Genomic DNA, 22,851 nt, shown 5'->3' on the forward strand with positions numbered 1-22,851 from the left:
TATGAAACAAGTTAATATGAACCGAAGCCAAAGACGTAAAATGCGTCATAAACGAGTGATTAAAAAGGTTCGTAAAATTGATAATAATCGCCCAGTGATGATTGTTGTGAAATCAAACGCTCATATTTCAGCACAAGTATGAGACTTCACTACTAACAAAATCATTGCTTCAAGCTCTTCTGTTAGCTTAGATTTAGCAAATGGTAATAAAGAAAACGCAGCAAAAGTTGGTGCAGATATTGCTAAGAAATTGCTTGATAAAAAGATTGAAGAAATCACTTTTGACCACGGTGGTTCTAAATATCACGGAAGAATTGCATCATTAGCTGATGCTGCAAGAAAAGCTGGTTTAAAATTCTAGGATAATTACTTATGGAAGATATCAAACAAAATAAAAAACCAAACGCTAACAATAATAGTGCTGAAGCTAAAAAACCTAGCGCTAATCAAGCAAACAATCGTTCTAATAACCGTAACAACCAAAACAATCGTAAGAATAATTCAAAAAATTCTGACGAACGTAACAAACGCAGAAACGATAAGAGAACTAAAAACGAATTCGAAGAAAAAATCGTAAAGATTTCAAGAATTTCAAAAACCACTAAAGGTGGTCGTACAATGCGTTTCAGTGCCTTAGTTGTTGTGGGTGACCGTAAGGGAAGAGTTGGTTTTGGAATTGCCAAAGCACTCGAAGTTCCTAACGCCATTAAAAAAGCGTTAAAAATGGCAGAAAACAACGTTCAAAAAATCGCGATCAACAAACACGGTACATTATTCCATGATGTATTAGGTCGTTCAGGTGCTGCTAAAGTATTAATTAAACCAGCTCCTTCAGGTACTGGAATTATTGCTGGTGGTCCAATCCGTGCTGTGGTTGAACTTGCTGGTTTTAGTGATGTATATACTAAAAACATGGGTAAAAACACACCAATCAACATGGTGCGCGCAACTATGGATGGAATTACATCACAATACACACCTAAACAAATTGCCAAATTACGAGGCAAATCTCTAAAAGATCTATAATAGGAGTTAATTAATGAAATTACATGAATTAAAAAGTACTCCCAAATCAAGAAACCACAAAGCTAAAGTTGTAGGACGTGGTCATGGTTCTGGTTTAGGTAAAACTTCAGGTCGTGGTCAAAAAGGGCAAAAGGCACGTAAATCAGGTCACACTCGCCCTGGATTTGAAGGTGGTCAAACTCCTTTATACAGACGTTTACCAAAATTTGGTTTTAAAACTGTAGGTTTTAGAAAACAAACTTTATCAGTTTCACTAGACGTTCTTGAAAGATTAAAAGAAACATCAATCAACCGTGAAGTTTTAGTAAAATATGGCATCATTAGTTCAAAAACTAATGAACCAGTAAAAATCATCGGAAATAAGATTGATAAAAAAATTGATGTTAAAATCAATAAAATTTCAGAAGGTGCCAAAAAAGCAATTCAAGCAGCTGGTGGCAGCGTTGAACTAATTTAATCTAAAAAGATGGCAAAAACTAATTCAAAAAATCTTTTAGGTCAAAAAATTATTAAGTTATGCAAAAACAGGGATTTTGTAATCTCTGTTTTTGTCACATTATTCTTGATTTTGTTGTTCAGAGTGATCAGTGTAATTCCACTACCTGGAATTACCATCCAACAACACGATAATGCTAACGCAGGAGTAAGTGACTTTTTTGATCTATTTAACTTATTAGGTGGTGGTGGATTAAGTCAACTTTCACTATTTGCAGTTGGGATATCACCATATATTTCAGCACAAATTATCATGCAGTTGTTATCAACTGATTTAATCCCTCCGCTTAGTAAATTAGCAAAAACAGGTGAGCTAGGAAGAAGACGCATCGAGTTAATTACGCGTTTTGTAACTCTTCCGTTTGCAGTGATTCAAGCTTTTGCAATTATTGCTTTAATCAATAACCAACAAAATGGTCAAATTAAGTTTGATAATAATGATGCTTTACACCAAGCGTTTTATATCATTACCATGACCGCAGGAACATATATCTCAATTTTCATTGGGGATATTATTTCTAAAAAAGGTGTTGGTAACGGGATTACATTATTAATTCTGTCAGGGATCTTAGCAAGATTACCAGATGGTTTTATCGTAATGTATCGTGTGCTAGGTGGGGTGATTATCACTTCAACACCAATGCTAACAGCAGCAATTAACTTCAGCTTATACTTCATTGCGTTCTTGGTATTGTTATTAGCAGTTACTTTTGTCAATTCATCAACAAGAAAAATTCCAATCCAACAAACTGGTGAAGGAATGATCTTAGATTCTGAAAAACTGCCATTCTTGCCAATTAAGCTCAATGCAGCTGGGGTTATTCCGGTAATTTTTGCCTCTTCGATTATGTCAATTCCGATCACAATCGCAGAGTTCCAACCACAATCAGAAGGTCGTTGATTTGTTGAAGATTATTTATCATTAAGAACACCTGTGGGAATTAGTATTTATGTTTTATTAATTATTATCTTCACATTCTTTTATAGTTATATTCAAATCAACCCTGAACAAATTGCTCAAAACTTTAATAAGTCACACAAATTCATTCCAGGGGTTCGTCCAGGAATTGATACTGAAAAACACATTACTAAAGTTTTAATGCGCATTAACTTTATTGGTGCACCATTCTTAGCAATTATTGCTGTAATTCCTTATATTATTTCATTATTACTCCACGTGCCAACAACACTGTCATTGGGTGGAACAGGAATTATCATTATGGTATCAGCAAGTATGGAGTTATACCGTTCATTGCGTTCAGCAGCAACAACCACTTCATACCAAAGATTACGCAAAGATATTGCCAACAGAATTGAAACTGAACTATCATTGAATGATTATGCCAACAAGCCAAATCAACAACATGATCAGTATGGTTTAAATATGCAAGAAGATAAAACTAATGCACAAAAGAAAGAAAAAGATGATTCATTAGAGGTTAGCCAACTTTGATAAGATTAATATTTCTAGGAGCACCAGGAACAGGAAAGGGAACAATCTCTTCACACCTAAAAGAAAATTATCAATTCTTTCACATCTCAAGTGGAGACTTGTTCAGATTTTATACAACCAATGGTTCACAATTAGGTGAAGAAATTAAAAGTTATATCAACAATGGTTTATATGTTCCAGATGAACTAACTAATAAATTGGTGCAAGATTTTTATCAAAATAATCAAAATCAAGAAAAGATTATTTTTGATGGATACCCAAGAACATTAAACCAATGTCATTATTTAGAAGATGTTGTTGGTATCACGCACGTTATCTTATTAGAACCATCAAATTGGGATTATATTATTAACCGTTTAAGTTCAAGACGATCATGTCCAAACTGCAAGCGTATTTATAATATTAGTTCTGAAAACTTCAAACCAAAGGTTGATAATCAATGCGATGTTTGTCATATTGAATTATTACACCGTAAGGATGATGAAGCTGGCGTTATTAAAAAACGTATTGAAGTTTATAATGCCGAAACCAAAGCTGTAATTGATTATTATAAGAATAAAAACCTATTACATACAATTGATGCTAATAAGGATTTTGAAGAACTTTATCAAGCAGTTTTAGATATTGTTAGTAAATAAAACTAATCACTAATGATTTACTTAAAAAACCAAGAAGAAATAGATAAAATCAAAAAAGCATGCGAAATTTATAAGCAAATTGTTCAAGAATTTACTTATGAAAAAATTGCTAATAAATCACTTAAAACAATTGATTTAATGCTAAAAGATTTTGTTGAATCAAAAAATGCCAACAACTGTTATCATGGTTATTTAGGTTTTAAGGGTTATCATTGTTTATCTTTAAACCAAACAATTATTCATGGAATAGCCACTGATGAAATTTTTGGTGCAAAAGATAAATTATCAATTGATATTGGAATTGAATTAGATAACTATTATTGTGATTCAGCTTTTACCATCCTTGGTCCAGAAGTAAATCAAAGACAAAAAATGTTGTCAGAAGCAACATTAAACTGTATCTTTGAAGTTGTTAAAAAAATTGTTCCTAACCAAACAACCACTGGTGATATTGGTTATTGAACTGAACAGTATGCCAAGAAATTTAATTATCAAGTAATTCGTGATTTTGGTGGTCATGGTTGTGGGATAAAAATTCACGAAGATCCATTAGTATTAAATTTTGGTACACCAAACAAAGGTACAAAATTAAAACCAGGAATGATCATTTGTATTGAACCAATGTTTTTTGAAAAAAACAATCAATACTACATCGATCCAGCCGATCAATGATCAGTTAAACCAATAAATAAAAACCAATTTGTTTGTCACTGAGAACACATGGTTTTAATCACAGAAGATGGCGCACAAATTCTTACTATATAACTTAAATAAATAATATTTGAATAATTATTTTTAATTTTGTGCAAAATCTAATTAATCAAAACTCATCAAAATAATATCCAAGTATCTATGCTTGGATTTTTTTATTTCATATACTTAATATATTAATACCTATAGACAGGAGAAAATAAAATATGAAAAAAATTGGTGTAATTGGATGTGGGTTCGTCGGATCTACATACATTCACGCATTACTAGAAGAAGGAGTTCAAGCTGAATTTGTTTTAGTTGATAAAAATGCGTCATTAGCAGAAGGACACGTTAAAGACTTACGTGACTGCAAAGCTTTAAAAACTTACAATGGTTCTACATTTACATATGGATCATACGAAGAACTTAAAGATGCAGATGTAGTGGCAATTACAGCTTCAATTCCAACTGTTCCAACAGCAGATGGTCAAATGTTTACTGACCGTTTACAATTAATGACTTCTAATATCAAAATTCTTTATGAAATCGGAACAGAATTAAAGAAAGTTGGTTTCAAAGGATTAAGCATTATTCCAACTAACCCATGTGACGTAATGGCTGGTGCTTACCAAAAAATTACAGGATTTGATCCACACAAAATCATTTCAACAGGTTGTTTATTAGAAACAGCTCGTACTAGAAAAATGACAGCTGAATTACTAGGTGTAAACACTGAATCAGTTGAAGGATTTGTTATTGGTGAACATGGTTCAGGTGCTGTTGTTCCTTGATCAATTTTCAGAGTTGGTAATGTTCCAGTTAGCCAATTAATTGAAGAAAAGAAACTTTCAGAAAAAGACGTTAAAGAAATCTTCCCTAAAGTTGTTAAAGAAGCTTTTGAAATTATTAAATACAAAAAAGCAACTTACTACGGTATTGCTGAATCAATGTCATTAATTACAAGAGCTTACATTTATGACATGAACATTATTTTAGGTGTTGGTGTTCAACTAGATAAAGAATACCTTGCTCCAGGTATTTACTTCACCGTTCCAGCGATCGTTGGTGAATGTGGTTGAAAACTTCACTCTAAACTAAAACTAACAAAAGAAGAACAAGAAGCCTTTGATAAGAGCGCTTTAAACATCAAGAAAGTAACTGAAGAAGCACTAGCTATTGTTGGTATTAAATAATATTATTTAACCAATTCATTTAAGAAGCCTTTCAAATATTTATAACTCTAATATCCGTCTATCCTAATATTAATGAATACGCAGTGTTTTGCTGCGTATTTATTTTTATTTTTATCGATTTTATAGGATTTTTAATGATATTTTTAATAATTACCCTCATATTTGAAATTAAAAAAATACAAAGTTATTTTGTAAAACAAAATAAACTAGATAAAAAAATAAAATATAACTGGATTTTTTTGGAATTGTTTGATAAAATTATAAAGTCGTGATTGCGACAACATTGTTCTTTGAAAACTGAATACAACAAATCTTTCTAGTCCGAAATTTGATTAAAGTATCAATCAAATTTCATCAACAAAAAATAGATTCAAATAGCTAATGGATCAAATACATAAGTTACTAAGGGCTTATGGTGGATGCCTTGGCACTAGAAGGCGACGAAGGACGTGCAAACCTGCGAAAAGCTACGGGGAGCTGGTTGGAAGCGATAATCCGTAGATGTCCGAATGGGGGAACCTGATTAATAGCGATATTAATTATTTAGATCTGAATTCATAGGGTCTAAAAGCAATACGTTGTGAAGTGAAACATCTCAGTAGCAACAGGAAAAGAAATCGAAAGAGATTCCGTGTGTAGTGGCGAGCGAAAGCGGAACAGGCCAAACCAAGATTTATCTTGGGGTTATAGGACTGCAATGTGGACTTTGAACTGATAGGAGAAATAGTTGAAAAGCTATGCGACACAGGGTTATAGCCCCGTATCTTAAATTGGTTTGATACCTAGCAGTATCCTGAGTAGATCGAGAAACGTTATCTTGATTGAATTCGCCCAGACCATTGGGCAAGCCTAAATACTAACTAGTGACCGATAGCGTATAGTACCGTGAGGGAAAGGTGAAAAGAACCCAGGGATGGGAGTGAAATAGATTCTGAAACCATATGCCTACAACGTGTCAGAGCACATTAATGTGTGATGGCGTGCGTTTTGAAGTATGAGCCGGCGAGTTATGATAGCAAGCAGGTTAACCGATAGAAGGGTAGCCAAAGCGAAAGCGAGTTTGAATAGAGCGTTTAAATGTTTGTTATTATAGACCCGAAACGGGTTGAGCTAGTCATGGGCAGGTTGAAGTTAGAGTAACATCTAATGGAGGACCGAACCGACTCTCGTTGAAACGATAGCGGATGACCTGTGACTAGGGGTGAAATTCCAATCGAAATCCGTGATAGCTGGTTCTCGTCGAAATAGTTTTAAGACTAGCGTAAGATCATGATTAGTTGGAGGTAGAGCTACTGAATGTATGATGGCGCCGCCTTGGTGTACTGAATACAATTAAACTCCGAATGCCAATTAATTTACTCTTGCAGTCAGACAGTGGGGGATAAGCTTCATTGTCACAAGGGGAAGAGCCCAGATCATTAAATAAGGTCCCTAAAATATGCTAAGTGGAAAAGGTTGTTAAAATACTTAAACAGCAAGGATGTTGGCTTAGAAGCAGCCATCGTTTAAAGAGTGCGTAACAGCTCACTTGTCGAGTGTTTTTGCGCCGAAGATGTAACGGGGCTAAGCATATTACCGAATTTATGGATTATCTAGATTGTCTAGATAGTGGTAGACGAGCGTTGTATACGGGCTGAAGTCAAACCGTGAGGATTGGTGGACTGTATACAAGTGAGAATGCCGGTGTAAGTAACGCTTGAGAGTGAGAATCTCTCAAACCGATTGACTAAGGTTTCCTGGACGAGGGTCGTCCTTCCAGGGTTAGTCTGGACCTAAGGCGAGGCAGAAATGCGTAGTCGATGGAAGAACAGGTTAATATTCCTGTACAAACAAAATAACTGATGGAGTGACGGAGAAGGTTAATGCATCCCCATTATTGGATTTGGGGTTAAATAAGAAGTCTTAGGAGTTGGTAAATCCGCTTCTTTTAAGGACAACTTATGAATACGAGCGAACGCTCTGCAAGTAGCGAAGATGCATACATCACGCTTCCAAGAAAAGCTTCTAGGGTTAATTATTTTGTTTCCAGTACCGAGAACGAACACACGTGGTCAAGGAGAAGATCCTAAGGTTAGCGAGTGAACTATAGCTAAGGAACTCTGCAAATTCATCCCGTAAGTTCGCAAGAAGGGATGCTCAATGTAAAAGTTGAGCCGCAGTGAAGAACAAGGGGGGACTGTTTAACTAAAACACAGCTCTATGCTAAATCGCAAGATGATGTATATGGGGTGACACCTGCCCAGTGCTGGAAGGTTAAAGAAGGGTGTTAGAGCAATCGAAGCTCCCGACTGAAGCCCCAGTGAACGGCGGCCGTAACTATAACGGTCCTAAGGTAGCGAAATTCCTTGTCGGGTAAATTCCGTCCCGCTTGAATGGTGTAACCATCTCTTGACTGTCTCGGCTATAGACTCGGTGAAATCCAGGTACGGGTGAAGACACCCGTTAGGCGCAACGGGACGGAAAGACCCCATGAAGCTTTACTGTAACTTAATATTGGGCAGAGTTTAGACATATAGAGAATAGGTGGGAGACTTTGAAGCAACTTCGCTAGGAGTTGTGGAGTCACCAGTGGAATACCACCTTTGTTTACATTCTTCTCTAACTGGTTGCTGTTATCCAGCAACAGGACAGTGTTAGGCGGGCAGTTTGACTGGGGCGGTCGCCTCCTAAAAGGTAACGGAGGCGTGCAAAGGTACCCTCAGCACGGTTGGAAATCGTGTTAAGAGTGTAATGGTATAAGGGTGCTTGACTGTGAGACTTACAAGTCGAACAGGTAAGAAATTAGGTCATAGTGATCCGGTGGTTCAGTATGGAATGGCCATCGCTCAACGGATAAAAGCTACTCTGGGGATAACAGGCTGATACTGCCCAAGAGTTCACATCGACGGCAGTGTTTGGCACCTCGATGTCGACTCATCTCATCCTCGAGCTGAAGCAGGTTCGAAGGGTTCGGCTGTTCGCCGATTAAAGAGATACGTGAGTTGGGTTCAAACCGTCGCGAGACAGGTTGGTCCCTATCTATTGTGCCCGCAGGAAGATTGAAAAGATTTACTCTTAGTACGAGAGGACCGGAGTGAAGACACCTCTTGTGCTCCAGTTGTAGTGCCAACTGCACCGCTGGGTAGCAACGTGTCGAACGGATAAACGCTGAAAGCATCTAAGTGTGAAACCGACTTTAAGAATAATCTTCCCTCCCAGCAATGGGGTAAGAATCGTTGTAGACTACGACGTTGATAGGCTAAATGTGTAAGTGCCGTGAGGTATTTAGCTGATTAGTACTAATAATTCGAGGACTTAGGTTTGATCAAATAACATTAGTTATGAAATCATATATGATTTGTTGTATTTAGTTTTTCAAAGAGCAATGTAAGTGTGATATCCATATCGTGATGGAAACACCTGGACCCATTCCGAACCCAGAAGTTAAGCATCATGGAGCCGAAGGTAGCTTAGGTGAGAATAGGAAAATATCACGCTAATTAAAAACATCACCCGTTAAAAGGTGATGTTTTTTTATTATCTAAATAACTTTTTCATTAATTGTTACATTTTACTTATTAGCCTTCTTTTTCTTTGCTAGTTTAACAAAACCATAAACAGATAAGATTATGATGGCTAAACCAATTAATGAAGCTGAAACAGCAACAATAGCGATATTCTTTGGATCTTTAAAATCAAAACCAGAAGTACTATCTTTTTGACCTAATTCTTGCTCTTGTGGCGTTGAGTTTTGATCATCATTAGTTAGTTCATTATCATTCTTATTTTCATCAAAACCTGCTTGTGTTACAAGATCTAAGTTATTAATCGGCTTTGTGATGTCAAAATCACTCCAGTTTCTTACAATCTTATTTAGTTTATTAATTTCAGTTTTCAGTAAATCTGAAATCTTAGTTTTATTATTATTAATTGGAGTGATTTTAGCAACCTCAGGATTTAATAATTCAATCGTCATTTTTTCATTAGATAAATTGATTTTGTAATTAATTTCAAAGATCTCATTTTTATCAAATTTACCGTAAATTCTATAAATATTAGGTTGGACAGTTTCTAATTTAATAGAAAAATCTTTAATAGGATCAAAACCAGTATTTTTAATTTTGTCTAAACTATATAAACTATAGTTTATTTGATTAGATTGTTCATTTGTTTTTATTGAATCGTTGAATATATATAACTTTTGCTTATCAAGAATACTTATTAATTTAGACATCAAGACTTTTACATCTTTTTTACTAATCATGTATTCATCATTAATTTTCAAATTAATTACTTGCTCAGAAGCTAATTTATTTTCATAGTCAGTTTGAAGATTAATTTCAAAATTCTTGTTTAGATATTTAAGTTTAAACTTAGGATCTTTAGACCAATCAAAGCTAATCGCAGTTTTATTTAAATCGATTAATTTGTTAAATGTTTTAAATTTAACTAAATAGAATTTAGACTTTACATCCTCATCATTTTTAAAGAAATACATTTTTTGAGGAATAATTTCAGGATTTCTTTCATTTCCGTGAGTTTCAAGATCATGAGCATTCAGAACCCTTACAACCATTCAAAAGTATCCATCAGTATCATTAGAATTTAAATTAAGCTTATACTCATCTTTTAATTTATTTTTAATTTTTACATCTTCTGGTTTTGTTAGATTATGATCAAGTGAATAAACATCATTTTTGTTTATTATTAAACTATTTGAATTTTCATAAACAGTTTTAAATGAATCGATAACAAGATCGCTAATATCTTCTGAACGATCAATCCCTATTTTTTGATTAAAATCTGAAGCAAATAAAGGATCGAAACTTTTAACAGTAAAATCTTTAATATCAGCTATTTTATTTCTAAATTTAATACCTAAATAATCATAGCGATATTTGATAACTAAAACAATTGAAGTTTCATCAATTTTAAATGCTTTATTTTCACTTTTTATATTTAAAAAATTGTTAATTTTACCGTTGTTTTTTTCGATTTCTGAACTTTCAAACCGTAAATTATCAATCTTAATTTGTGCTAAATTTCTACTCAAATCTTTTGATGGAATTTTATCAATTATTTCACTACTTTTTAAATCAATAGATTTAGATTCACCATTAACAATAAAATCTCTATCAACAATTTTATTGTCTGAAACATATAAATCACCTACTAATTTAGTTGATGAATTAAATTCTTCGTAATATTTAGGTAAATTCATGATGAATTCATACTGATCATCATCAATTTCTTTTGTTTCAATTCCTAATAATTTAAATACTTCTTTTTGAAAATCACTTACGTAATTATCAGCTTTTGAACTCATTAAATTATTGATAGAACTTTCTTCATTATAAGACTCAGAATTTTGTTCTTTTTCTTGTTTAAGTTTTTCAAAATCAGAATAATCTCATGATAAAGCTTTAGACTTATTTCATGTCATTTTTTCCGCATATTTTTTAGTTTCTTTAATATGATCTATGATTTTTAAAAACTCTTTTTTATAACCTAAATGAAAAGATAAATTTTCATCATTTTTAGAAAAAACATAATTGCTTTTGATAACAAAATCAGGTGAATAAATTTCAATATTATCTTTGAATACATTTAATAGATTTCGATAACCATTATTGATTAAAGTTCTATCAAATGAAAATGTTAAAGCCTTGTAATCAAATGTTTCACCTAATTTAAAGTAATCCTTGAACAAATTGTATTTTGGACTAATTAATGTTGAACTAGAATGAATTGATAAAGTATTTGTATCTTCCTGGGTTGTTGTTTTATATAAATTCTTAATAAAATCGTTATTATCACGATAATATGTGTATTTTTTATCGTTTAAATAACCATAAATCTTGTTATATAAACCTCTTCCATCTGTAAAATAAAAATCTTCATCAGAACTTCTTATTAGATAATAACGAATCTTGGATTCAGTGTTATTTATATAGTCAGTATTCGGAATAAAACTAAAACCATCTCAACTATATGCTTGCGTTTCTTCTAAGCTTCATTTCAATACCCGATAATAATCAATAGTTGAACCATTTCCATTAAATTTATTTAAATCCAGACCTCCCCTTCAGGGTACGTTTAATTCTGGTACTGAATATACTTTGTCTGACAAATCAATATTAGTAAACGCAATGAAATCATTAGGTTTTGCCGCATCATCTTCTGATTTTCTTAAAATAGATGATACAAATCCTCTCTTTTCAGTTTTATCTTTTTCTAATAATGAATCATCGATATATTTATATAGCTTGTCACTAAAATCTTTTGGTGATAGATCTAATATAATTTTTTCATAAGTTGGATGTTGAACTTTAACTAATGTTGGATATGCACCAATAACCTTTGTTTCATATGATTCAGTAAAACCATTTTTCTTTCCTTGGAATTCATAGGTTTTATTTTTAGGTTCATCATACGTTCCAAAATCTGTTATTGGTGGATATTTTCCTAGGGGTGAATGACCTAAAGGTTTCCATGTGTATGAACTACCTGTCAAATCTGGTCATACGAGAGAGCCTTTTTTATCACCATCTATATAATTATTTCCATATTTTTTGTAATCAATTAAAGCATTTTTAAGATTAACCTTTTTTTCAGTATCTAGCCGAGTTGGAGAAATTGCTTTAACTTCATAAATCTTATAGAACTTATTATTAAAACTTTCTATAGTGCTTTTAACTTCACTAACCAAATCACTTATTGCACTATTAGTCTCTTCTAGAACCTTTTTCCTAATTGAACTAATTGAGTTTTTCGAAGGATCTTTTTCCAAATCAAACGACTTAGAACTGGTGTAATTATTCTTTTCTTTAAAACTAATCTTATCGTGGTTAATTAATTGAAATTGATTAAGATCAGCTCTATGTGTTGATGGGATTGGTCTGTTTATAAAACTTAAACTAAAAACCGATAATCCATTAATTAATAAATATAACTTTTTCATTTCATAACAAGATATGTATAAAATGTTCAAAAGCGTTAAAATATGTATTATTATTTTTTATAATTATTAAACTAAACACAATATTAAGTAATTAAAAATATGTCAAGAAAACTAAATGATCAGGAGTTAGTTCGTTTAGATAAATTGAATCGATTAATTGAATCGAATCAAAACCCTTACGAAGTAACTAAAGTTGATAACACTCACAATAGCAAAACATTCAAAGAAGAATTTGAAAAGTATTCTAAAGAAGAATTGTCTAGCTTGAAGTTGAAGCAACCTATTACTGTAAGTGGTAGAGTAATGGGGATAAGAAGAACATTTATCTTGATTCAAGATTTTTATTCGGAATTCCAACTATATATTAATAAGAACAACCAACCTGATGTATTTAAGTATTTCCAAGAATATTTAGATTTAGGTGATATTGTTACAGCCACAGGTAGACCAATGAAAACTAATACCAATGAATTATCATTGGATATTGATTCATTGAAAATTATTTCAAAATCATTAAGAATTCCACCAGAAAAATTCCATGGGATTGCTGATGAAGAAATTCGTTCAAGAAAACGTTATTTAGATTTAATTCATAATGAAGAATCAAGAAAACGTTTTGTATATCGTTCAAGAATTATTACAGCAATGCGTCAATTCTTTAATGAAAAAGGATTCTTAGAAGTTGAAACGCCATTCTTACACGCTCAAGTAGGTGGTGCTGCTGCTAAACCATTTATTACGCACTACAACGCATTAGATCGTGATTATTATTTAAGAATTGCTCCAGAATTACCATTAAAGAAAGTTATTGTTGGTGGTTTTGATAAGATCTTTGAAATTGGTAAATGTTTCAGAAATGAAGGGATGGATTCAACCCACAACCCTGAATTTACCAGCATGGAAACATACGTAGCTTATGCTGATTATGTTTATATGATGGAATTAACAGAATCAATTATTAAATATGTAGCAAAAGCAGTTGATGTTTCATCAACAACATTTAATGATCAAACTGTTGATTGAACTAAACCATTCCACAGAATCAAGATGACCGATCTGATTAAAAAACATACAGGCATTGATTTTACGCAAGTAAAAACTCTTGATGAAGCATTAAAATTAGCTAATGAACATAAAGTTCATGTTAAAGAACATGAAAAAACAATTGGTCATATTACTAGCTTATTCTTTGAAGAATTCTGTGAAAAGAAATTGATTGAACCAACCTTCGTAACACATCACCCAGTTGAAATTTCACCATTATCTAAATTAGATTATTCAGATACTAGATATACTGAACGTTTTGAATTATTCGTGTTTGGTCGTGAATTAGCTAATGCATTTAGTGAATTAAACGACCCAATTGATCAACGTCAAAGATTTGAAAAACAATTAGAAGAAAAGCAAAAAGGTAATGATGAAGCTTCAGAAATGGACGAAGACTTCTTAGAAGCACTAGAAAATGGATTACCTCCAACTGGTGGTTTAGGAATTGGAATTGACCGTTTAGTTATGATGCTAACTGGAACAGCTTCAATCCGTGATATTTTAATCTTCCCGCATCTCCGAGAGGAATAAATTAATTTTTAAATAATATTATAATCATTTAACCGACACAACATTGAGGTCATTGGTGGAAGAACAAAATTATTACGAGATATTAGGTGTAAGCACTCGCGCTAGCTCAGATGAGATTAAAAAAGCGTTTAGAAAACTTGCCAAAAAATATCACCCTGACGTAAACAGTGATCCTAAGTCAATTGAAAGATTCCAAAAAATCAATGAAGCCTACGAAGTTCTTCGTGATGAAAATTTACGTAGAGATTATGATGAGTATGAACTAGATCTTTATGATGACGATGAAGATGACTTAGATACTGACGATTTATCACTTACTAAGGATATCCTTAGCAAGATTAAGACACAACAAAGAACCAAAAGTTCTCAAAGTTCAGCTGCACAAACACCACCAAAACAAGAAGCTGGACCAGCCAGAACAACATCGCAAGCTTCAACTCAAGAAGTTAAAAAAGAAGCACAAAGAACTGTTAAAACAGATCCATATAAACCAAGAGATTTATATGAAATTTTAGGTGTTACTAAAAGAACTAGCGATCAAGAAATTGAGAAAATTTATAACCAATTAAAAGCAAGATATCCAGAGAATTCACCAAACCCTGCAATTGCTTGAGCAGCCAAAGAAATTAAGTGTGCTTACACGATTTTAACTGACCACGCTGCTAAAACTAAATATAACCAATTAAAGATGTTTACTTTTGAAAATGTCATCCATTTTGGTGGAGTATTTTCAAGAGCACATCACTTAGAAGAATTACAAAAACAAGCTTCTAAAAAAACAACTAGTTCAAATCAACCAGCTAACAATCGTAGAGTTCATCAAGCTAAAGAAGAGTTCAAACGTCAACCAATCAATAACTTTACAAGAACTACGGTTTTTCAACAACCAACTCAACAGTTCCAAAATACTGCTCAATTTAAAGAACCAGAACCAGAAATCGACATTAGTCAACTAAATGTCGATTTAAATCCACATCATGATAAAGATGCCCTGGAAAAATACGTAAGCAGAATTGAAGCAGCAAAAGAAGCTGCTCGTCAAGCTACAAATAAAGCTAAAGCAGGAATTCATAAAAAAGAAAGCTTTATTACGCGATTTAAAAACGAACACCCAGTATTAACATCATCAATCATCGGGATTTTAATTGCTGTAATCTTAATCGTTATCATTATCGTAATCCTAGCCAAACTAAACATTTTTTAATTATGGACAAAAAAGACATCATCAACCACGTAAACGAAGATCACTTAGATGCTATCGTTGCAATTTATCGTCATTACATCAAAAACGAAGAAGTAAATTCAATTAAATTAATTGATTTGGATTTAGAAAAAATGATCGTTGAAATCAACAATCAAAATCATTCAATTAATTACATAAGACCAGTTAATGATCTTAAAGAAGTTAAGTATGTGATTATTGAAATGTATCAAAATGCACAATACTTATTAAATATGGAAAAGGTGCAAGTTGAATACGATCAATTCATGGACCAAAATCATCGTAGTGTTTATTTATCAACCCAAAATAAAAATAACGAATTGTTATGTAGTTCAACAATTTTATTAAAAAAAGATAAACAACATTATGTTTATATTTCCAAAGTTGCACAGCACTATCAAAATATTAAACATAATCATAAAAACTTAGGCGTTTTATTTATTGAAAACTCTGATGATAACAAAACTGAATTCTTAAGAAATGCTGTTCAGTTTGTGGCTGATTTTGAAGAAATTAACAACCAAGAATTAGCTTATGAATTACTTGATATTTTAGCAACCAATCCAATTGAAGCAAAAATAGCAAATATGCTTAAAAAATTCAATGATTTTGTATTATTCAAGATTAATCTAAAACACGGAAGAGCAAAATTTGGTTTTGGTAAAGCTTATGATGTAATTGATCATAAATTAGTGCCAATTAAGATGGAAGAAGAACACAGAATGCGTGATTAACGCATTCTTTTTTATTTAAAAACTTTATAAATAAGAACAAAACATAGTATAATCTTTATTAACTAGATTAATACATCTATTAATAAATGAATAATAGTATTTTTTTCATGCCAAGTAGCTTTGGTGGAAACACCAATTTGGCAATTTTTGTTAATTTACTTATTTATGTTCTAATCCTATTAGCTGTGCCTACAGTTTTAATTTTTGCCTTAAATTTCATTAAGCCAAAATTAAACCCAACTCAACAGTTATACCTATATGCTTTTTCATCAGCATTATTAATTTGTATTGGAACAATTGGTTTGTTGTTTGAATCGATTGAAGGGGCAAATCTTTATATTGAAACCCCTGAAATTTTAAATGTTGATCCAGCTTATAAGAGCTTAATTAAAATCGGAATATTGGTTGGTGGATCAATAATTGGATTAACAATTGTTATTGGTTTTAGATTTTTATACATTCATTTTACCAAGCAAGACCATTGTAATCATTCACACGATCATTCATTGCACATCATGAATGAACATGAAGATTATGAACATAAAATCAAGCAGCACAAACCAAATGTTAAAGCTGCTTGATTGGTAATTATTTTATTGTTATCTCATAGAACAATTGACGGATTTGTTTTAGGTGGAACAGTATCATTACTAACCTTAGATCCATCTAAAATTAACGTTGGTTTTATTGTTTCATTTAACATTCACATCTTGATTGAAGTTATTATTATTCATTACCGTCAAATTCAATTTGGTGAACGTAAATACAAAGCAGCATTACATAACTTTTATACAACAATTTTAATTGTGCCAATTATGTTTATTGGTGCTTATGTTAATCAATGATTGCGATCGATTGGTTGATTAATTCCATTGGTAAATGCTAGTGGTGGTGTAATTATTACTTTCATGGCAATCATTGAATTAGTGCCTGAATTTATTCACAACAAACAATTAAAAACTGCTGCTTGATATAAAGTATTAATTTCATTTGCACTTGGTTTGGTTGTGGGAATTTTCATCTTATCATTCCACCAACACACGCACGGAAATCCAACCAACACACTAGCCAACCAAGTCCAAGTTATTTTTAATGATCAGATACTAACGCGTGATTTTAAACAACGACTTATACTTCTTAATTAATAAGAATCTTTGCAGATAATTTTTGTTATTAACTTTAAAGAAATGCATTCTTCTTTTAACGTTAAAAACAACACCTCTTTTTAAAATATTTTTTAAAAATTCAAGATTGTTTTCTAAATAATGAATAACGTATTCTTGATGATTATTTGCGATCATTTCGTTTAAAAACTCAATAATTTGATCTTCATGTTTTGGTTGATATCTTCGTAAATTCATATCAAACAATTCAGGGTCGTTGTAACAAATTAATGGCTTAATATATTCTGGTTTTCAACCATCTTTTAAGTATTGATTTAACAGCTCAAAATACGTAATTTCATTGTTATTAATACCACTTAATTTTTGCATTTGTTTCGTGTAAAAAATGGTATTAATAAAATCAAGATTTTCATATTTTAGTTGCGTAAAAAACAACGGCTTATAAGTTTTTGAATAACGAACTAAATTGCCAAAATAGAGGGTTTTTTTATTTAAGAAATTTTCAGCATTAAGGATTGATAAATCTAATTGATTCCTTACATCTATAATTTGATAAAAATCAGTTTGAATTAAATTATTAATAAATAAATAATTTAAAGCATTAGCCAAATTATTAAATTTTTGCTTATGGATAATTGCTGTATTGATCTTATTAGTTTCAAGAATTTTATTGGTTAAATCAACAGATTCATCCAATAAAATTAAGATCTTTTGATCTTTTAATAAATCTAATGTTGCTTGTAAATTGTTACCACAATTTCTTAAATATAAAACAAAAGTAAGTTCCATTAATTCAAGGTGTTGATACTAGTTAAAATAACTAAAGATATATAATAATAAATATAATTAATTTAGCTAATTAAATTTAAATTTTTGCTATGAAGAAATTCGATGGTATCAGTGCATCTAACGGAATTGCGATTGCACAAGCATACGTATTAAAAAATCCAGTATTCGATTTTGATAATAATAAAATTGATGCTTCACAAGTTGATGCAGCAATTAATTCAATTAAACAAGCTTTTGAAAAAAGCTCGTCTCAATTAAGTGAAATTAAAGCAATTGCTAAAAAGAATATCGGTGAAGAAATTGCTGCTGTTTTTGATGGTCATATTAATATTGTTAATGACCCAATGTTGTTTGATCAAATTTCAACAGAAATTAGAACCAATTTAAGCAATGCGCCAACTGCGTTGTCAAAAATTTATGATCAAACAAAAGCAATGTTTGAAGCAATTGATGATGCTTATATGAAAGAAAGAGCTAGTGATATTGCTGATGTTAAAAAACGAATTTTATCAAACTTGTTAAATGTTGAATTACCAGATTTATTATCAATCAATCATGAAGTAATTTTGATTGCTGAAGATTTAACACCATCAGAAACTTCATTATTAAATAAACAATATATTAAAGGATTTGCTACTAATATTGGTGGAAGAACTTCACACTCAGCAATTATGGCAAGAACGCTAGAAATTCCTGCAGTATTAGGTTTAAAAACAATTACTGAAACTATCAAGCACAATGAATTAATTTGTATTGATGGTAACAATGGTAATGTTTATAGCGAACTTAGTGATAAAGACATCAATGACTTTAATCAACAAAAACAAAAATACCAAGAAACTAAAGAACGATTAAAGAAATACTTGCCACCAAAAGCAGTAACATTAGATGGCCATGAAGTAGTGGTGGCTGTTAATATTGGAAAACCTAGCGATGTGCTTAAGGGTAATGAGTATGGTGCTAAGGGTGTTGGATTATTTAGATCAGAATTCTTATACATGGATTCAGCTAACTGACCAGATGAAGAAACTCAATTCAAAGCATATAAAGAAGCAATCGAATATGCTAAGGGTGAAACTGTAATTATCAGAACCTTAGATATTGGTGGTGATAAGAATTTAAATTATTACAAATTCCCAGAAGAAATGAACCCATTCTTGGGATACCGTGCAATTCGTTTTACCAACGATAACCCTGATATTTTTAAATCACAATTAAAAGCAATTCTAAGAGCTTCTAAATATGGAAGTGCTGGCATTATGTTCCCGATGATTGCTAACTTAGATGAATTGCTAAAAGCTAAAGAAATTTTAGAAGAATCTAAGAAAGAATTAGATGCTAATAAAGTTGAATATGGCAAACCACTAGTTGGTATCATGGTGGAAATTCCATCAGCTGCAATTATGAGTGATGTGTTGGCTAAACATGTTGATTTCTTCTCAATCGGAACTAATGACATGATCCAATATTCATTTGCAGTTGACCGAATGTCAAAAAATGTAACTTATTTATACCAACCACTAAACCCAGCATTATTAAGAATTGTTAAGATGACAATTGATGGTGGATTATCAGCTAACATCTGAACTGGTATGTGTGGTGAAATGGCAGGAGAACCATTAGCCATTCCAATCTTATTAGGTATGGGTCTAAAGGAATTTTCAATGTCAGCTTCTTCAATGCTAAAAGCTAAAGAATTGATAAATAACTTAAAATATTCTGATTGTAAATTGTTAGTTAACGAGGTAATAAACCTGAAAAATCAAGAAGAAGTTATTGAAAAAGTTAAGACATTTTTAAAGAAAAATAATTTAGAAATCTTCTAGAAAAAATTAAACAAAAAAACGAAAACAAAAGTTAATTAGTTGTTAAATAATTATCTTAGCTTCACAAAAAGGCAGGTAATTATTATTAACAACGCTATTGATATCAATCAAACTTTAGATCAATATTATTGATATGCATTCAAAGTAGCTAGTAAGATTTTTTATAACTACTACTCATCTTTACCTTATGAATCATCCGACTTGCACCAGATATCTGCACTAGCAATCATGGATGGCACTAAGCGTTTTGATCCAAACAAGAACAATAATTTTGACGCATATTTGCGTAGATATATCTCTTTGTATATTATTGGGATTTTTAAAAAAGAAACTACCAATAAAAGAAAGATATTAAATTTTAACTGTCAAAAAGAAAATGTAACTGATGTTTGTTGAAAATCACCTGAGCATTTTATTAAGCTACAAGAAGTGCGAGATGAGATTAGAAAAATCCTAAAGAAATACCGCCCAAAAGATCGCAGGATTATTCTTAATTTTTTAGATGGTAGCAAGATCCATGAGATTGTTAAAGAACTAAATTTACAAAAACATAAGGTTAGTTATGTGATTCATAAATTTAAAAATGAAATCATTAATAATGATTTAATAAAGATGAATCTCAATTATTAATTCAAAGCATTAGAATATAAATTGATCTATTATTGACGATTGATGTCCAGGCTTAATTGCTTGATTGGTAATAAAATTATTAGTTAGTAAATAAACAATATTTAATTATTTAGCCGAGTTTTAAATTTACTAAAAACAGTATTTGAAGCAAAACTATATGATTGATACTGCTTATGAGCCACTAATAAATAATAAAAACCTTCATAAGATTAATCTTGTTTATTAGTTGTTTGTGCTAGATTATCTTAATTGATGATAGATTTCCGGGAACTTATAATCACTTAAGATTATTTGATTAACAAATATAGCAGTTGGTCCTAAAAAAACTAACTGCTATTTTTTGTTTAAAGCTAATTTGTGATATAATTTTAGTGTTGTTTTCAATATCATACTAATTTTTTCGGAGAAATAAATGGCATTATCAAGCGCTAAAAAGACTGAAATCATCAAAAAGTTCCAAAAAAATGAAAAAGATGTTGGCAGTGTTTTTGTTCAAGTTGCTGTTTTAACTGAAGAAATTAAGTTATTAACAGATCACTTGTTAAAAAACAAGAAAGACTACATCTCAAAACGCGGTCTTTATACAAAAGTTTCGAAGCGTAAGAATTTATTAAACTATTTAAAAGAAAACGATTTGAATGCTTACAGAAACTTGATTTCAGAACTAGAATTAAGACATTCTTAATCTAACTAAAAGTAAATGAAGCACACAAATATGTGTGCCTTTTTTATTTTTACTGATATATTTTTATAAAAGATATGGCTAAAATTAATTTTTTCACACTAGGTGGACAAGACGAACAAGGAAAGAATTGTTCAGTGCTTGAAGTTAATGATGATATCTATTTATTTAATACAGGTAGTTTAGTTCCAATTAACAGTTTGTTAGGAGTAGAACAATTAATACCTGATTATTCATATATAGCTAATCATAAAAAGAAAGTTAAGGGTTTATTTATTGGATACCCTTCACAATCAAACTTAGGTTCATTGCTTTATTTATTAAGATCAATCAAACCACAAGTTTTAACTGTATATACTTCAATTGTTGGTAAAACGATTATTGAAAGTATTATGGACAAAAACCGTGATTTTGAACCTTATAAAAAAGCAATCAATATCGTTGTTTTAAATCCATTAAAAGAATTTAAACTAAGCGAATCAGTTAGTGTGATTCCGTTTAGAGTATTTTCATCAATTCCTCACAGTTATGGATTTTGTATCAATACCCAAGACGGTTTAATCGTTTATATTGATGACTTTATTCTTGTTAATGATAAGAATAAAACCTTTAGTTCTGATTTAATGGACTTAAAGATGATGATTAATAATAAGAAGGTGTTATTATTAATCGTTGGTGCTGGTCAGGTTGGTAAAAATATTAGCAACACTAGTCCAAACCACCGTTCAAAACAAGCAATTGAGAAATTTATTAATGACAACAAAGGTCGAACGATCATTGCTTGTTATGATGATAATGTTTATGCGATTTTCACAGCAGCAACAATTGCTAGAAAACGCCAAAAACCTTTCATTGTTTATAGCCAAGCATCAATTAACTTGTTCAACACGATTATTAAAAAGAATATGTTTAGCACTCGTGATTTGCAAACATTACCAATCAGTGAAATGAACAATGAAAAAAACGCAATCATTGTGATGAGTGGCACGCCCCACAGTTTATATAACCAATTAGCCAAGGTTGCCACAGGTGAAGACAAACGCTTAAAACTTGAAAAAGAAGATCGTTTTATCTTATTAACACCCAAGATTGCAGGATTTGAAAGTTATGAAGCACGCATTCTAGATGAAATTGCTAGATGTGATGTGATTTACAAACGCTTAAGTTCAGAAGTATTACCAATCAAAGCTTCAAACGAAGATCACAAGTTCTTAATTAACTTATTAAGACCACAATATGCAGTTCCAATCCAAGGATTGTATAAAGAATTTGTTAAATATCTAGAAGTAGTTAACCAAACTGGTAATTTCAAAGAATACCAAAAACCAATCTTGTTATATAACGGTGAAATCTTAAACTTTAACAACGGTCGATTAACTAACAAATACGAAGAATTGCATTTAAATTCAAAATGTATTGATACTGCTGGTGTTCAAGATGTTAAGTCTTCAATTCTATCTGAACGTTTCCAAATGGGAACGAATGGGGTAGTGACTTTATCGCTATATTTTTCAAACAAAAAGATGGAATTCTTAGATCCAATTGATATTGAAACTTACGGCGTTAGTGATGAAGTTGATAAACTAAATGAAGCGATTAACAAAGCCAAAGAACAAATCAAAACAGTTAAAACAACATTTATAACTGATATTAAAGAAAAGATTCAAAAGAACATGAAGCGTAGAATTACGCTTAATGATTACAATGATTTCAAGAAGACAATTCGTAAAGTTATTGTAAAAATCTTTGAAAAAACTCTATTTAAAAGTTCAGCTGTCATTACAAGTATTGTTGAATTAGAATAATATTAATACTAAGATTAGATAAA

17 protein-coding genes and 2 rRNA genes are annotated in these 22,851 nt (G+C 31.3%); 17 read left to right on the plus strand and 2 right to left on the minus strand.

Annotated elements, in window-relative coordinates; all coding sequences use genetic code 4:
- Position 1 precedes the first annotated feature (1 nt).
- The 9 genes from rplR (at position 2) to rrf (ending at position 8,974) form a co-directional block, all read left to right on the plus strand.
- Positions 2-361, plus strand: a complete 360-nt coding sequence (gene rplR, locus JJE79_RS00280; RefSeq protein WP_222926491.1) for a 50S ribosomal protein L18 — start codon at positions 2-4, stop codon at positions 359-361.
- 11 nt (positions 362-372) lie between these two features.
- Entirely contained in the window at positions 373-1,026 is a 654-nt protein-coding gene (rpsE, locus tag JJE79_RS00285; protein WP_222926493.1) for a 30S ribosomal protein S5, read from the plus strand.
- 13 nt (positions 1,027-1,039) lie between these two features.
- Positions 1,040-1,483 carry a 50S ribosomal protein L15 gene (gene rplO, locus JJE79_RS00290; protein WP_222926494.1) on the plus strand — a complete coding sequence of 148 codons (444 nt, stop codon included), beginning with the start codon at positions 1,040-1,042 and terminating at the stop codon, positions 1,481-1,483.
- Positions 1,484-1,492: 9 nt separating this feature from the next.
- Positions 1,493-2,977, plus strand: coding sequence for a preprotein translocase subunit SecY (gene secY, locus JJE79_RS00295; RefSeq protein ID WP_222926496.1), 1,485 nt, complete (start codon positions 1,493-1,495; stop codon positions 2,975-2,977).
- Positions 2,971-3,612, plus strand: a complete 642-nt coding sequence (locus JJE79_RS00300) for a nucleoside monophosphate kinase (RefSeq protein ID WP_222926498.1) — start codon at positions 2,971-2,973, stop codon at positions 3,610-3,612. The genes secY and JJE79_RS00300 overlap by 7 nt, the downstream gene beginning before the upstream one ends.
- Positions 3,613-3,624: 12 nt before the next feature.
- On the plus strand, positions 3,625-4,377 hold the full coding sequence (map, locus tag JJE79_RS00305; RefSeq protein ID WP_222926500.1) for a type I methionyl aminopeptidase: 753 nt from the start codon (positions 3,625-3,627) through the stop codon (positions 4,375-4,377).
- Between the two features lie 152 nt (positions 4,378-4,529).
- Positions 4,530-5,498: an L-lactate dehydrogenase gene (locus tag JJE79_RS00310; RefSeq protein ID WP_222926501.1), complete on the plus strand. Its 969-nt coding sequence runs from the start codon at positions 4,530-4,532 to the stop codon at positions 5,496-5,498.
- 392 nt (positions 5,499-5,890) lie between these two features.
- A 23S ribosomal RNA gene (locus tag JJE79_RS00315) occupies positions 5,891-8,800 on the plus strand.
- A 69-nt stretch (positions 8,801-8,869) separates the two neighbouring features.
- A 5S ribosomal RNA gene (gene rrf / locus JJE79_RS00320) occupies positions 8,870-8,974 on the plus strand.
- A gap of 74 nt (positions 8,975-9,048) precedes the next feature.
- Here rrf and JJE79_RS00325 read toward each other — a convergent pair.
- Entirely contained in the window at positions 9,049-12,438 is a 3,390-nt protein-coding gene (locus JJE79_RS00325) for a hypothetical protein (RefSeq protein ID WP_222926502.1), read from the minus strand.
- 99 nt (positions 12,439-12,537) lie between these two features.
- Between JJE79_RS00325 and lysS the strand changes: the two genes are divergently transcribed.
- The 4 genes from lysS (at position 12,538) to JJE79_RS00345 (ending at position 17,117) form a co-directional block, all read left to right on the plus strand.
- Positions 12,538-14,016, plus strand: coding sequence for a lysine--tRNA ligase (gene lysS, locus JJE79_RS00330; RefSeq protein ID WP_222926504.1), 1,479 nt, complete (start codon positions 12,538-12,540; stop codon positions 14,014-14,016).
- A 55-nt stretch (positions 14,017-14,071) separates the two neighbouring features.
- On the plus strand, positions 14,072-15,220 hold the full coding sequence (locus JJE79_RS00335; RefSeq protein WP_222926505.1) for a DnaJ domain-containing protein: 1,149 nt from the start codon (positions 14,072-14,074) through the stop codon (positions 15,218-15,220).
- 2 nt (positions 15,221-15,222) lie between these two features.
- Positions 15,223-15,972: a DUF2470 domain-containing protein gene (locus tag JJE79_RS00340; protein ID WP_222926507.1), complete on the plus strand. Its 750-nt coding sequence runs from the start codon at positions 15,223-15,225 to the stop codon at positions 15,970-15,972.
- 86 nt (positions 15,973-16,058) lie between these two features.
- Positions 16,059-17,117: a hypothetical protein gene (locus JJE79_RS00345; RefSeq protein ID WP_255565845.1), complete on the plus strand. Its 1,059-nt coding sequence runs from the start codon at positions 16,059-16,061 to the stop codon at positions 17,115-17,117.
- On the opposite strand, the gene JJE79_RS00350 is transcribed toward JJE79_RS00345, so the two are convergent.
- On the minus strand, positions 17,076-17,885 hold the full coding sequence (locus JJE79_RS00350) for a hypothetical protein (RefSeq protein ID WP_222926509.1): 810 nt from the start codon (positions 17,883-17,885) through the stop codon (positions 17,076-17,078). The two genes, JJE79_RS00345 and JJE79_RS00350, sit on opposite strands and share 42 nt — an antisense overlap.
- Before the next feature lie 89 nt (positions 17,886-17,974).
- Between JJE79_RS00350 and ptsP the strand changes: the two genes are divergently transcribed.
- The 4 genes from ptsP (at position 17,975) to JJE79_RS00370 (ending at position 22,828) form a co-directional block, all read left to right on the plus strand.
- Complete coding sequence (gene ptsP / locus JJE79_RS00355) at positions 17,975-19,711, plus strand: phosphoenolpyruvate--protein phosphotransferase (RefSeq protein WP_222926511.1); 1,737 nt, start codon at positions 17,975-17,977, stop codon at positions 19,709-19,711.
- Between the two features lie 39 nt (positions 19,712-19,750).
- Complete coding sequence (locus JJE79_RS00360) at positions 19,751-20,341, plus strand: sigma-70 family RNA polymerase sigma factor (RefSeq protein ID WP_255565846.1); 591 nt, start codon at positions 19,751-19,753, stop codon at positions 20,339-20,341.
- 412 nt (positions 20,342-20,753) lie between these two features.
- Entirely contained in the window at positions 20,754-21,026 is a 273-nt protein-coding gene (rpsO, locus tag JJE79_RS00365) for a 30S ribosomal protein S15 (protein WP_222926513.1), read from the plus strand.
- Positions 21,027-21,100: 74 nt separating this feature from the next.
- On the plus strand, positions 21,101-22,828 hold the full coding sequence (locus JJE79_RS00370; protein WP_222926515.1) for a ribonuclease J: 1,728 nt from the start codon (positions 21,101-21,103) through the stop codon (positions 22,826-22,828).
- Positions 22,829-22,851 lie beyond the last annotated feature (23 nt).

Origin of the sequence: Mycoplasma sp. E35C, assembly GCF_019873825.1 — a bacterium.
GTDB lineage: Bacteria > Bacillota_I > Bacilli_A > Mycoplasmatales > Mycoplasmoidaceae > Mycoplasmoides.